Origin of the sequence: Desulfomonile tiedjei (assembly GCA_016212925.1) — a bacterium.
In the GTDB taxonomy this organism is placed as follows: domain Bacteria; phylum Desulfobacterota; class Desulfomonilia; order Desulfomonilales; family Desulfomonilaceae; genus JACRDF01.
Genome location: JACRDF010000025.1, coordinates 312017 through 325742, shown reverse-complemented (window position 1 = coordinate 325742; position 13726 = coordinate 312017). Strand labels below are relative to the sequence as shown.

Genomic DNA, 13726 nt, shown 5'->3' with positions numbered 1-13726 from the left:
CTCACCATGTGATCCTCGCATCGGCTCGCCCGGAATCACTCTTGTTGTTGAAAACCGCGTCGGCAATGGAATGAGCAGCAAGCCCCGATCGTTTCTTCGAGGCTGCCTTCTGGGGCTTTGCGCACTTATCCTGGCAGGCGGTTGCGCCAAAAAGCCTGTGCGGACTGGTGTCCCCTTTGAACTGGACAAAGTCTTTTCGGGAAAATTCTCCCCACGAGAACAAGACTGGAAAGAAGCGGGGATGCGTCTAGCAAAGGACAAGGACTTCGATCAGGCAATTGACGCGTTCAAACGCTACGTGGTGAAAGAACCTGAGGACTTCTTCGGCTTCAATGCTATTGCCGTATGCTACAAGAATATCGGCGACCACACCCTAGCCATGAAGAATTTCGAGCGTGCCCTTGAATTCGCGGAAACGGCCGAAGACAGGGCCAAGGTATTGGCCAACATCGGAAACCTTTACTTTTCCGCGGACAAACCTCAGGTGGCACTGGGCTATTACCGAGAGGCAGCCGGCGAATCGCAGAAGAACCCATTATACCTCGTGTTCATTGCCAGGACCTTCGTGGCAATGGACGAACCCGACCGGGCACGAAAAGTGCTGGTCCAGGCCGAACGCATGCACAAGGACCTGGCAAAGTACGAGCGCGACGAGGACAGAGGCCTGGGTTCCTATCTCATGGCATATTCTTATCTCGCGCTCAACGATGAGGACAGGGTCTACAGGTATCTTGAGAACGCCCTGAAGGTAAACCCGGAAAAGTACGCGGCACGACTGGAAAAAGACATTTCCGATGAGAAAAGCCTTTTTTACACCCTTAAGGATGAGCCCCGACTCCGAAAGGCCTTGCAAAAGCACTCCTCGAAGACCGCCGAGGCGTCCGAGAGAGGCTTTTAGGCCCATACACAGCCGGTTTCCGGCGATTTCCCCTCAAAGTCGGCCATTAATACTCTGGACAATGAGTTCAATCATGATAATAATTGGCGTAGGATTGAATTGCGCGTTGCGCCCGGAACGCGACCAGGGCTGCCGGAGGGCTGGTAGTGTCTGACGTCTCTCTCACGGAAAGATTCGGAAGGCTGCTCGATGCTGCCGGTCAAATGTTCTGGGAGATTGACAAGACTTTTACGGTGCTGTACGCCAACGATCTCCTGAAAAGCGTTTTCGGGGATCCCGTCGGCCAAGTATGCCACCGGTTTATGGCCGGGATAGACAAAGTCTGCACTGACTGCCCGGTGCAAAGGGTTTTTGACGGCGAAGAGAGGGCAGTTTCCGAACGCATGAGATATGACAAGGACGGGCGGCTCGTCTGGCTCGAACACACAGCGACGCCCATCAGAAATAAATCAGGGCAAGTTATCGGGGCAAGTGAATTGACCGTCGACACTACTCACCGCAGAAAAACCGAAGAATGGCTCAAGGATTCGGAACGGCTGTACCGGAATCTCGTGGAACAGGTGCCGGATGTCATTTTTTCTTTGGATGAGATGGGAAAATTCACCTTTGTTAACACTCAGATAGAGAAATTTCTGGGATACCCGGTTCACCACATACTTGAAACGCCTCTCCGAGACCACGTTGTTCCCGAGGACAGAGACCTGCTTGACAGCATGCTCCGGATGGAACCCGAAGCGATCTGGGACGAAGAAGTAGCCATTTTGGACGTGCGAGGTGAACGGAAGTTCGCTCGAATCCGCTGCAAGGCCTCGTCCGGTCACGATGGCCGGTCCATGGGATTCGAAGGGGTGATGCGTGACCGCACGGTTCGAAGACGGCTCGAAGAGGAATTGAAAGCTTCAAAGGAAGCTTTGGTCGAGAAGATAAAGATCATAGACGAACTCTATGAACATATCGTTCAATCGGGCAAGTGCAAAGCCGTAGAGGAACACACTGCGGAGGTCGCGCACGAACTCAGACAGCCCCTGGCAATCGTGGGTGGTTTCGCCCGAAGAATGGCCAGGCAATTTGAATCGGGCCAGTTCCCTGATGTGGAAAAGCAAAAGCAATACACTGAAATCATCATTACTGAAATTCAGAGGCTCGAAAGAATTCTGGACGGCCTCATCGACTTCACAAAGCGCAACTACATCCACCTTCAAAAGATGGACCCCAACGAACTGATCGAATACATTCTGGGAATTACCGAGGGCCGCGCTCGAGAGCGAGGACTTGACCTAAGAGTTAGTCTCGGGCCTGAGATAGGTGAGATTCCCCTGGATCCGGGCCGTTTTCAGCAACTCGTGCTGAATCTGCTTTCCAATGCTATTGAGGCTTCACCTTCCGGCGGGGCGATAGAATTGGAGACCGGGGTCTCTATTCCCAGCGACAAGGCCTTGAAGGCCGGGGAGCTTGCCTCTGCCGGCTATTTTGAAATGAAAATTCGTAACACCGGCCCGTTGATTCCTTTTGAGGCCATTCAGAAGATTTTCAACCCGTTTTATACTACAAAACAACAGGGCACAGGACTCGGGTTGACGGTGACAAAGAAAATCGTTGAGGATCACTGCGGTTCTATCTCAGTGAGATCTGATCTGGATGGCACGGTCTTCACCATTTGGCTTCCTCTCACCGAAACGGACAGGCAGAATGAATTGTGCTTTTATGACAGCCCTGCGCCGCACGCCACAGTTTGAACTCACAGGCATCGTATTACTTCAATTTGACAGCAAATCTCTAAGCGCCTTTTCAATTTCAGGGAAGTCGAAGGAGAACCCCTTCGAGAGTAAGACACCGGGAACTACCCTCTGTCCTTCGAGGATTATCGAGCCGAACTCTCCCAGGACCAGTCTTATCATAAAGGCTGGTCCTGGCATGAATGAGGGCCGTCCCAGGACCTTGCCTATGGCTTGCGCAAAGTCGCGATTCCGGACCGGGCCGGGAGCCGCGAAATTGACGGGACCCTGGATATCCGCGTGTTCCACCACAAAAGCATAGGCTCTGCACAAATCCCGTATGTGGATCCACGAAACCCACTGCCGCCCGCTGCCGATCAGCCCCCCCACAAAGAAGCGGAAGGGCCGGACCATTTGAGCCAAAGCCCCGCCGTCCTTTCCGAGCACCACGCCAAACCGGGTAGTAACTACGCGGACACCTCTTTTGCGTGCCCTAAAAGCCTCAGCTTCCCAGTCCCGCGCCAAAACGGCAAAGAAATCGTGGCCCCCTTGGGCGCTCTCATCCAGTTCTTCGTCCTCTGTGAAGCCGTAATACCCCACTCCTGACGTACTGAAAAGGGTCACGCGGGAGGATGACGGAATCGCGTCCACGAGATTGCGGGTTGTCAGCAAGCGGCTGTCCCTGAGGAGCTTCTTGTAAGCTGCATTCCACCGCTTGAATGCGGTTGCACCGGCCAGGTTGATCAGAACATCGTGGCCCGCGACAGACTCCTGCCATGCACCAGGTTCCATGGGCGTTCCCATCACGCAGGAAACCTTCGGAGGAAGCTTGGCCCGCGCCTGTTCGTTACGAACCAGGCCTGTCACCTCATGGCCGGCTGCCAAAAAGAACCGGCTCAGGTTTGTTCCCACAAAACCATTCGCTCCGGTTATGAAGACTCTCATTGCGCCCGCTCCCCACCCTTACTAATTAGAATTGGATTATTCACTTAGCTCAGCCCATCTGCCATTACCACGTTTTGTTCAGAGGGCTCCGATCAAATGTACGGCGCGGACCCCCGCGTCCGCCCTCGGCTGGGTCTGCGGCCCGGCTCAGGGCAGGCACGGGGAAACTGTCTCAAAACCCTAAAATGGATACATTTCTGGGTAGGGGCGCTTCGAGAAGCGCCCTGATTTCGGGCGGTTCACGAACCGCCCCTACCGACCGGCCGGTGAAATCCTCAGTTCTGAGACAGCCTCCGGGGGCCTGCCCCTACAAGACCCGGTTTCACCTCTCGCCCCGCGTCAACTCCAACTAGTCAGGCGTCGAAAAGAACCGAGCAAGGTATTCAATCCAATTAGAAGTGGCATTTGAGTGCCGTGAGAATTGTCTATTAATTGACCTCCGGGTCTTGTGCTCCCAGAATTATTTGATGCGGAGACGAGCAACAAGGTTCCTCATCCCCACTCTTTTGTTCGTCCCATTCGGAGCACATATCCGAAGATGTCGCGGGACGCGCTTCCACTATCTCAAGGTCGTATTCGAGGGTTGCACCGGACAAAGGATGGTTGGCGTCAATAACAATGGAGTCCTCCCGCACCTCCCGAATGATCACCGTGTCAGGCGCGTTGTCGCCACCGGTAAGCAGGGGCAGTTCCATTCCCGGATATGGCTCCCAACCAGGCGGGAAGTGAAAGTCGCTCTTGCTCTTCTCTATGACCAGTTCCTGATGTCGGGGGCCGAAGGCTTCTTCGGGCGGGACCGAAAAGGAAAGCTTGTCGCCGACCTCGTGTCCAAGTAGACGCAGTTCCAGACCAGGGACGACCTGGCGGTACCCGGTTACGAAGTCCATGACCTCGGGTTCACCGGCCCCTTTGAGAACCCGACCGTTGGCCACTCGAACCGAGTATCTTATCTTGACGTAAGACTTGGAGTCCTCAATTTTGTGTTGGGTCTTAGCTATCTTGTCATCCATCAGTTTCTTTCCTCCGAGGAGAACGTCGCTTTCAAACGGTGAAGAAGACCTCGGTCCAAATCAGCACTGACCTGGTGCCCAGGTCAGTGGCACCCAACAGCCAATCAGGATCGGCCTTTGGGTGTAATGAACCTGAGTTTGCTCAGGTCCGTGCCGGACCTAACAGACCATTCACTATTTGAACACAACCTAGTGTTGGTCGGGTTTGGGGGCTGGATCGCGCATCCAACATCTCACCAAATGCCCTGAAGTCTTCTTTTCAAGGACAGGCGGCTGTTTGCATATCTCCTGCACCTCAGGGCATCGATCCTGGTAAGTGCAGCCTTCGGGCAAATGCCGCAGATCGGGGACCATGCCGGAAATCACGTGGAGTCGATATTTTTGCGCTGCCGCTCCTGTTTCTATTCTGGGTATGGATTTCAGCAAACCAATTGTGTACGGGTGTTGGGGCGATTCGAAGAGATCTTTCACCGGGGCCTCTTCAACTATCATTCCGGTGTACATGACTGCGACCCTGTCGGCCATTTCCGCGATGACCCCCAGATCGTGCGTTATCAGGATGATCCCGGTGCCCCTTGTGTTCTTGATGTTGTTCATCAGTTCGAGGATTTGCGCCTGTATGGTCACGTCCAGGGCAGTGGTGGGTTCGTCCGCGAGCATGAGCTTCGGATCGCAGGCCAGCGCCATCGCTATCACCACCCGCTGGCGCATCCCGCCACTCATCTGATGGGGATAATCATCAACCCTATTGTCGGGAGACGGAATCCCGACTTTCCTGAGCATATCTACCGAGGCCGCGCGAGCCTCCGAGCGGCTCATTCCCCGATGCACCCGAAAAACTTCTGCTATCTGGTCTCCAACTTTGAAAACCGGGTTGAGAGAAGTCATGGGCTCCTGAAAGATCATCGAGATATCGTCTCCGCGGATCTCCCGCATCTTCGATTCTTCAAGCCGAAGCAGGTCCTTACCTTCGAAGAAAATCTCTCCCGAAACTATTTTCCCCGGAGGCGAAACGAGCCGCATGATGGACAGCGCCGTGACGCTCTTACCGCAACCGGATTCGCCTACCAGGCCAAGCGTCTCGCCTGGCCGCAAATTCAGATCCACATGATCCACGGCGACTGCGATTCCCTCGTCCGAAGGGAAGATAGTCTTAAGGCCCCCTATTTTTAGAAGCTGATCAGCCATGTCTTCATGTTCCCGGGGCAGTGCAAAGTTGTCTCCGTCGGGTATATATCCATTTCCGGATTTTGTGTCCGGAACGCGTCCGGGCTATTGTCGGAAGCCCGCGACTTCCACGATATTCGTTGTCCAGCGCTGTTTTACGGCGGGCACGGCCCGCCCTACAGGAGGCGTGTCGCCCAATCGTAGGGCGGGCCGTGCCCGCCGATCGCATGGGCCGGAGATAGACTTGACTGACCCACCGTCTCGGACAAAGATTTTGCCAACCGCTATAGTATAGTCACGGGGGCAAAATCACAAGAACTCGGCGCGTTGCACCATCCGCGGAAGGATGAACCAGCCGCGACTTCCGACTATTCGACTTGCTCAGATATCCAAATGGGGAAGTATGAAAAAGGCCCCGAAGAACCCTGTCCCAAAGCAGAACAAAGAGACCAGAAGAGCGAGCACAAGGAAAGAGCTTCGGTAAAGGAACGCATCGAGCGCGGAGCATACCCAAACACCGACCGCAATCAGCAGCGAAGGCGTCTGAATATCGTATTCTACGTTATGGGTAATGAACAGAGGTATGAAGTAGAGCACGACATTGAGGAGAAACAATATTCCGGCAAAGAACCGCCCGCGGACCATTTGGCCCAGACCGGGGAAAATCAGCGACAGCACTGCGGAATATACCCTTGATCGACCTTTTTTTTGTGTGCCGTCGCCCGGATTATCGGTCATGCGGCTCCTCCCGGGATTCCATTTCTGACCTGAACGGTATAATAAAAGACCTCTTGCAAGTCAATGCGCATGATTACAGTAATCGTTCAGTTACGCGGGGGAAGGAGAAGAATTGCAGCGAATCAGACTTCATCCGTTTTCCCAAAATCCCCCCTAACCCCCCTTTATTAAGGGGGGGAACTGGCATCGACTTCTTACCCCCCTTTTCTAAAGGGGGGCGAGGGGGGATTTTTGCCTCCAAAGACTGAATGGTTACTGATTACAGCTACTGCGGGTTAAAAACTGGCTTACGCTTCTCAAGAAACGCGGTCAATCCTTCTCTCCCCTCGGCATGAGCGGCACAGGAGCGAAGCGCTGCTCGCTCAAGCTCCAGATGAGTCTCAAAGGAGTTGTTGAACGAATCGGTCAGAAGCTGTTTCGCGTACCCGAACGATTGAATCGACCTCTGAGCCAACACCTCGGCCATAAATATCGCTTCGTCCAAGGCTTTACCGTCTTCCACTACCTTGGTGACCAAGCCCCATTTCCGTGCCTGTTCCGCGGAGATCGGCTGATCGAAGGCTGCAATCTCAAACGCACGGGCCAAGCCCACTAGCCTTGGAAGAGTGAATGTTCCTCCACCATCAATGGAGAGTCCATTGGAAGTGTAAGCCTGCCTGAAAACAGCGGACTTTGCCATGACTCGAAAATCGCAAGCAAGCGCCAACGAGAATCCACCGCCCGCGGCAATCCCGTTGATTGCAGCAATGACAGGCTTCCTCATGCGCCGAATCTCAAGGATAGCCTGATGGTAGCGTGCCGCCAAATTGTGGAAAGCTGCGGCAGGACCGTCGGGCCAGCTATTCACCCACTTGAGGTCACCGCCCGCGCAGAATGCGTTGCCTTGACCGGAGATCACAACGCCTCGGATCGTCTCATCAGCCGCCAAGTTGATCAGATGCTCCGCGAATACGGTTATGGTGTCCAGGTCAAAGGCATTGAATGCTTTGGGGCGGTCCAACAAAACAGTGGCTATCTCGCCGCACAGAATCGCTTTTACCGCTTCTGCCATTTCAGTCCCTCCGGGGTTCTGCAATCGACGCAATAATAACAGATTGTCCGGCCGCAAGGAATGATGAACCACCACGGCGAGGTAATCATTTGTTTTGAGGAAATCGCTTCACCTCCAATCGTCATTGCCGGGGGCCGGCCTTGCAATTTTACATGCACGGGACTATACAAAGGGCTTATCAGGCTTTCCGTGTCTCATTAGAATCCGATTGGGGAGAGATCCGCCATGGAAAAACGTTACAGCTTGGAGAGAAAAATGCTCTCTTATTTTGGCCTGATTGCGGCCGCGTCACTCCTCATAACAATTGAATTTGTGTGGGCCATACGAGAAGCCACCCCTGGCCCGGAGACGGTGACCGAGTCTGTTGCCTCGGCTTCGACCATAGTCGAGAACGTGCGCCACCGGATGGAATCTTTACGGAACAAGGCGTTCCTGATGGGCGTCGTTCAAGCTGTCGTCACCTTGATTGTTCTGGTCATGTTTATCAGGAGGATCACCGGTCCCCTTCAGAAGATGGTGGAACATTCCAGGGCGATATCTGAAGGCGATCTCAGCAGGACTATCAAGATTCACAGACGGGACGAGATAGGCCTTGTTGGAGAAACGATCAACGGGTTGACCAGTAATATTCAAGAGATTGTGGCCCTCGGGCTGTCCGTGGAGTCTTCCGTTAAGCCTCAACTTGAAAAACTTCGGGCTCGAATGGAAGACGATCCTGCGGGCCGTGATCAGCTCGATGAAATAGAGGATACGCTGGCCGGATTCAACGAAATTCTGGAGGAGTTCAAACTGTTTCCCGCTCCATTGGCCGCATCGGAGGTGAAAGAAAACCGATGACTGGTGAGTGGATGGCCCTGCCCGCGGGCTTTATCATTGCAACTCTGGCCACGCTGGTCGGATTCGGTGGCGGCATACTTTGGATGCCTTACCTGATACTTGTGGCCCAGTTGGACCCTTCCAAGGCTGTGGTGACCTCATTGGTGATTCAGGTGGGGGGCATGGGATCGGGCAGCCTGGCGGTGATCAGAGCCAAAAAGACCGACTTGGGACTGTCTTTGTACTTGGCGGCCGCTGCATTCATCGGTGTTCCCATAGGCGTATGGCTGTCCAAACTGGTATCCGCGGACTACCTGGTTTTCCTTTTAGGGGTCCTCAGCCTGGCTCTGGCTCTGGTCTTTGTTTCCACACAGGACGATTTCGAGACCTCGCTCGTGAAGAAAGTCTCTTTTCGCCGGACCGCGCCGTATCTGTGGCTGTCCACGGTCTTCGCTGTCCTGACAGGCCTTTTGTCCATGGGTGTGGGCGACTTCCTGGTGCCTATCCTTCGCAATCGACTTCGACTGAACATGGAATCCGCGATGGGGGCCTGCCTGATTGTCATGGCCGCCAATGCCACCTTGGCTGCGATACTACACGTTGCAATAGGAGACAAATTCTCCGCGGGCCTGGTACTTTGGGCACTGCCGGGGGTTCTTTTGGGCGGGCAAATAGGTCCGCGGCTGGCCGGCCGAATACCCGATCAGACGCTTAAAGAAATATTCATCTTCGGCCTGTCCCTCGCGGGAATACATATGATGTTCAATATTCCGGGAGGACATTGATGGCATTGACTGGGGGAGGTTGAGATAGATCCGGATCGGTTAGACGAAGACGGCTGGGATTCCGAGGCATCTTGAGACTTTGTATGTGGGGCAGGCTTTCCAGCCTGCCTTTTCGCGAATGGCAGGCTGGAAAGCCTGCCCCACATGGGCTACAATTATTGCCCGTTAGTTTGACAGACAGGATTTCTTCAAAGGCACGCCTTGAAAAGACGCGGCAAACTTTTATCCTTTTTTCCGGGCGCAGCCCGGAAAAAGGCATAATAAAGTTTTTGGGAGAGGGGTGCGGGGCCACTCGGCGCGGGGCCATATCTGTCTTCGATGGACCCCTCGATTCGCTAAGGCCGCGGCGGCATAAAGGCTGGTTATCGCCCTGCGCGCAGCAGTTTTTACAAAAAGGGCTCTCCCCGCGCATTTCCTCTTCGCTTCCCTCCCCTTTCCTTCCCTTCGCTTCCCCCTCTTCTTCTTAGGTCTCCAGGCGTTTCTTTTCTTCGCTGCGGATTTCTCGTCGGAGGAGTTTGCCGACTTTGGATTTGGGGAGCATGTCTCGAAACTCGATGTATTGCGGGATTTTGTATTGAATGAGCTTGTCGCGGCACCACTTTAACAGGTCGTAACCTGTGATGCCTTTTACGTCTTTTTTTAGGACCACGAAAGCCTTGATGCGCTCTCCCACTTTGGCGTCAGGGATACCCACAACGCAGGACTCGATCACCGCGGGATGCTCCTGAAGCACGGCCTCGATTTCCGATGCTGAAATGCGGTAGCCCTTGTGTTTGATGGTATCGACAGCGCGGTCCACAAAGTAAAGGAACCCGTTCTCATCCCTACGGACTATATCTGACGTTCGGTACCACAGCCGACCGTCAATCTCTACAAACGAAGCTTCCGTCTCTTCGGGTTTGTTCAGGTACGAGCGAACCATCTTGTCTGACGAGACCGCCATCTCGCCGGGATCGCCTTCCTTTACCGGCTCCATTCCGCCCGGTTCCAGTATCCTTATATGCTTGCTGGGCATTTTTATTCCCATACTCAGGGGTGGACTCTCTCGATCTGTGGGGCACATGACGATTCCGCCGCAGGTCTCCGTCGCGCCGTAGCCTTGATAAATGTCCAGCCCGAAGCGGCTTTTCCAGCGCCTTGCCACTTCCACGGGGAGAACATCCCCTCCGGAGAAGCAGTATTTCAAGGAAGACAGGTCGTACTGGTCCACTCGGTCGTGTTCGAGGATCATCCGGTAAAACGCGGGCACGCCGATGAGGGTAGTGGCTCTGAGTCTCTGGATGGAATCAAAGATCGCATCGAGGTTCACCCTGGGTTGAACGACCACGGTGCCGCCTCCGACGACCACGGTCGACAGGCTGCATGTCTGCCCGAGGATGTGGAACAGCGGCGCCCCTCCCATGATTACGTCTTTATCCTTGGGGAAAAGAGGGTCTCGAACAGCAAGCTGCTCCTCGGAGGAAACAAGAAACAGCCCGTGAGTTATGGGCACACCTTTGGGATGTTTGGTAGTGCCACCGGTATAGAGGATTTCAGCAATGTCCTCCTCCTGACTTGCAGGGTCCGGAGCGGGCGGATGGGACGAGGTAACCATAGTCTTCATAAGGCTGACGAAAGGCGCTTTCTCGACTTTGCCCCGAGGCACCTTGTCCGCAAGAATGCCAAATGCACGCTTCCAGAAGGGAAGCAGGTCTGCCAGATTGGTGACGAACACGCGTTCTATGCCGGTATCAGGCATCGCCTGTTTTACGTACCCGAAGTTGCGATCGGAACATACAACCCCGCGGGCCCCCGTGTCATTGGCTATGTACTTCAGATCGAACGACGTGTAGATCGGGGTAATGGGCACAGCCACGGCTCCTAATCTCTGTATGCCCAGCCAAGAGACCACGAACTGTGCGGAATTGGGGATGTACATGACTATGCGATCGCGCTTTTTCATGCCTGTAGCGGCAAGGCCCGCGGCGAACTTTTCTGCCAACCTCAAAAGATCCTTGTAAGAGAACTGTGTCCCGAGAAACGACACAGCGGTCTTATCGGGATACTTCGCAGCATTGGCTTCAAACGCCTTGAAAATGCTCGGTTGTGCCGAAGGCAACATTAATTCAGAGTCCTCCGTTTTTAACAGCCGTGTTGAGATTTTTCGGTGAACCCTCTTTTTGCTTAGAAAAGAAGTTCCCCGGATACCATAGGCGTTAAAATAACAAGCCTCCTGGATTTGTGAGCCCCAGCGGGGCTCCATGATAGTAGCCCGGCAATTCATTGCCGGGTGAACGGTTAGGAATGATTCAGTTCAGCGTCCCCGAGGGGCGTCCGAAGGATTGATCCTTCGGACGCCCCTCGGGGACGCTGAAGGTTCTTTTGGCCCCTCATTCCCGGCGATAAATCGCCGGGCTACTATCGGGATGTCCCTCCGGGACAACAGCTTATTTTAAGGCCTAAGTCCCCAGACCCCTCCCAAAAAACGCCATCTGGGCAAGCTGCGTCGCTTTGCTCCGCGAGTTTGCGACCTTCCTAGACCAGTCCGCTCAAAGCCCTCACCTCGTCTTCGAGACCTAGGGTTATGATTTCCTCGGCCCTAGCGACGCCAGGCGCTAGGGCCCAAGATATGGGAGTTTTTGAAGAGGGTGTAGGGGGAAACTTTTTGCAAAAAGTTTCCTCCTGCAAGCCTTTTCAATAGCTTTCCTATCTTCCGTTTACACGCCGAAGTAGGCCCCTTTGACTTCGGGGTTGTCCATAAGCTCCATTCCGCTGCCTTCCATGGTCAGCATGCCGTTTTCTATTATATATCCGTGGTCGATCATCGGTAGTATGGGACGAGCGAACTGTTCTGCGATGACAATGGTGAGACCGGTTTCGGTCCTGATTTTCTTTATGGCATCGATCAGGGTGCTCTGCATGACAGGGCTCAACCCCAGCAGCGGTTCGTCCAAGAGAAGGAGGCGCGGTTTCACGATAAGGGCCATCCCGATTGAGAGCATCTGCTGCTCACCGCCGCTCAGGAACCCGGCCTTACGCGTCTTGAGACGCACCAGAGTGGGAAAAAGTTGGAAGACATAATCTATCATCTCGCGCACTTGCGATCTCTTCCGCAGATAGCCGGCTATTCTAAGGTTTTCCACAAGATCGGACTCGGGAAAGATGGGGTGGCGCTCTCGACACAGGACCATGCCGCGGCGGACCCTCTCGTTGGGGTACAGCGCGGTGACGTCCTCCCCGTCAAGGGTAACTGTTCCGTATACGGTTATCCGTTCGCCGCCTTTGCGTTGTTCTTTCACCTTGGTATCTATTATGAGCCCTGAAACGGTGTTCATCAGCGTGGTTTTGCCGGCACTGTTCGAGCCTATCACAGCCACAATCTGGCCGGCTTCCACTCGCATGTTGAAGTCGTTCAGCGCCAGGGCGTTCTCATAGAAGACCATTAGATTTGACAATTCCAGCATGATGGATTCCCGCACCAAAGAATCTGCGAATGAGACCTCTATAGAAGAATCTCCGCAGGCCCTTTCTAAAAAGCTCTATGTCCTGTCCCGCCGTGCAAACGTTGCTGACAGCAACGGTTGTACGGCGGGCATGATATAGAAGTTTTTGGAGAGGGGTGCGGGGGGAACCTTTTTTCAAAAAGGTTCTCCCCGCAAAATTCCCTTCTTCAGGCTCAGTCTTCCGACCCCAGGTACGCCTGTTTGACCTCTTTCATTTCCATGATTTCGGAGGGCTTGCCGTCCGCGATCGCACGTCCGAAATTCAGGACTACCGCACGGTGAGCGATTCTAAAAAGCTCACGCAGGCGATGTTCGATCATGATGATGGTCTTCCCTTCGATCATGAGCTTCTCGATGATCGGCAAAATACTGGCCAGTTCAGCGATGCTCAGTCCGGAAAACAGCTCGTCGAGTATGATAAGGTCCGCTCTCAGTGCCAGGCACTTAGCCAGTTCCAGACGCTTCAAATATCCGTGGGGCAGGCTGCCTGCGGCTTTGTAAGTTACCGAAGACTCTCTCTCGAAGCCGACTTCTTCGAGGAGGTCCTTCGCCACCGCATCACGGTCGCCGTATCGGCCGCCTGATAAGCTTTTCACACGAGGCGAAAAAAGAGGAATGATGAGGTTCTTGAAAGCCGGGAGTTCAGCAAAAGGCCGCACCATTTGGAACGTCCTGGCTATGCCCAGCCGCGCGATCCGATAGGGCATCCAGCCGGTAATTTCTTGGCCTCCGTACAAGACAGAGCCGGAATCCGGCGTCAGAAAACCGGTGATCAGATTGACAAGCGTTGTCTTGCCGGAACCGTTGGGACCTATTATGCCCAGCAACTCACCTCGCCTGAGGTCGAAGCTCACGCCTATCACGGCGCGGACTCCACCAAAGCTTTTGCTTAATTCGCGCACGCTTAAGAGTGTCTCTGGATCTTTTGCCTGCATCACAACAGCTTCCATGAACAGAAGACCTTTGGATCGATGTCACGTCGAGCGACAGGCCCTATTCGCATGGTCAATAGATTTATCGCCCCGTTTTGGGACTGGCAATTAATGCCTTCCGTAGGGCCGGCGTCCCTGCCGGTCCAACGCCCCGAGCTATGCCGGTGACCGGCAATCCCGCGTTCTG

12 protein-coding genes are annotated in these 13726 nt (G+C 54.2%); 4 read left to right on the top strand and 8 right to left on the bottom strand.

Annotation, left to right across the window (positions count from 1 at the left end):
* Positions 1 to 70: 70 nt before the first annotated feature.
* Positions 71 to 898: a tetratricopeptide repeat protein gene (locus HY913_11915; protein MBI4963974.1), complete on the top strand. Its 828-nt coding sequence runs from the start codon at positions 71 to 73 to the stop codon at positions 896 to 898.
* A gap of 146 nt (positions 899 to 1044) precedes the next feature.
* The gene (locus HY913_11910; protein ID MBI4963973.1) at positions 1045 to 2634 is read left to right on the top strand and encodes a PAS domain S-box protein; all 1590 of its coding nucleotides are present in this window, start codon (positions 1045 to 1047) and stop codon (positions 2632 to 2634) included.
* Between the two features lie 21 nt (positions 2635 to 2655).
* On the opposite strand, the gene HY913_11905 is transcribed toward HY913_11910, so the two are convergent.
* The 5 genes from HY913_11905 to HY913_11885 form a co-directional block, all read right to left on the bottom strand.
* On the bottom strand, positions 2656 to 3558 hold the full coding sequence (locus HY913_11905; GenBank protein ID MBI4963972.1) for a TIGR01777 family protein: 903 nt from the start codon (positions 3556 to 3558) through the stop codon (positions 2656 to 2658).
* 428 nt (positions 3559 to 3986) lie between these two features.
* Positions 3987 to 4568 (bottom strand): FKBP-type peptidyl-prolyl cis-trans isomerase, encoded by a 582-nt coding sequence (locus HY913_11900; GenBank protein ID MBI4963971.1) that lies wholly within the window; start codon positions 4566 to 4568, stop codon positions 3987 to 3989.
* A 189-nt stretch (positions 4569 to 4757) separates the two neighbouring features.
* The gene (locus tag HY913_11895) at positions 4758 to 5756 is read right to left on the bottom strand and encodes an ABC transporter ATP-binding protein (GenBank protein ID MBI4963970.1); all 999 of its coding nucleotides are present in this window, start codon (positions 5754 to 5756) and stop codon (positions 4758 to 4760) included.
* A gap of 360 nt (positions 5757 to 6116) precedes the next feature.
* Positions 6117 to 6473 carry a hypothetical protein gene (locus HY913_11890; protein ID MBI4963969.1) on the bottom strand — a complete coding sequence of 119 codons (357 nt, stop codon included), beginning with the start codon at positions 6471 to 6473 and terminating at the stop codon, positions 6117 to 6119.
* A gap of 265 nt (positions 6474 to 6738) precedes the next feature.
* Complete coding sequence (locus HY913_11885; protein MBI4963968.1) at positions 6739 to 7524, bottom strand: enoyl-CoA hydratase/isomerase family protein; 786 nt, start codon at positions 7522 to 7524, stop codon at positions 6739 to 6741.
* Between the two features lie 225 nt (positions 7525 to 7749).
* On the opposite strand from HY913_11885, the gene HY913_11880 reads away from it, so the two are divergent.
* Together HY913_11880 and HY913_11875 are read left to right on the top strand one after the other, a co-directional pair.
* Positions 7750 to 8361, top strand: coding sequence for a HAMP domain-containing protein (locus HY913_11880; GenBank protein MBI4963967.1), 612 nt, complete (start codon positions 7750 to 7752; stop codon positions 8359 to 8361).
* Positions 8358 to 9125, top strand: a complete 768-nt coding sequence (locus HY913_11875; protein ID MBI4963966.1) for a sulfite exporter TauE/SafE family protein — start codon at positions 8358 to 8360, stop codon at positions 9123 to 9125. Before HY913_11880 ends, HY913_11875 begins: the two co-directional genes overlap by 4 nt.
* A 463-nt stretch (positions 9126 to 9588) precedes the next feature.
* On the opposite strand, the gene HY913_11870 is transcribed toward HY913_11875, so the two are convergent.
* The 3 genes from HY913_11870 to HY913_11860 form a co-directional block, all read right to left on the bottom strand.
* On the bottom strand, positions 9589 to 11226 hold the full coding sequence (locus HY913_11870) for an AMP-binding protein (protein ID MBI4963965.1): 1638 nt from the start codon (positions 11224 to 11226) through the stop codon (positions 9589 to 9591).
* A 595-nt stretch (positions 11227 to 11821) separates the two neighbouring features.
* Positions 11822 to 12568, bottom strand: a complete 747-nt coding sequence (locus HY913_11865) for an ATP-binding cassette domain-containing protein (protein ID MBI4963964.1) — start codon at positions 12566 to 12568, stop codon at positions 11822 to 11824.
* Between the two features lie 212 nt (positions 12569 to 12780).
* Positions 12781 to 13542 carry an ABC transporter ATP-binding protein gene (locus tag HY913_11860; protein MBI4963963.1) on the bottom strand — a complete coding sequence of 254 codons (762 nt, stop codon included), beginning with the start codon at positions 13540 to 13542 and terminating at the stop codon, positions 12781 to 12783.
* Positions 13543 to 13726 lie beyond the last annotated feature (184 nt).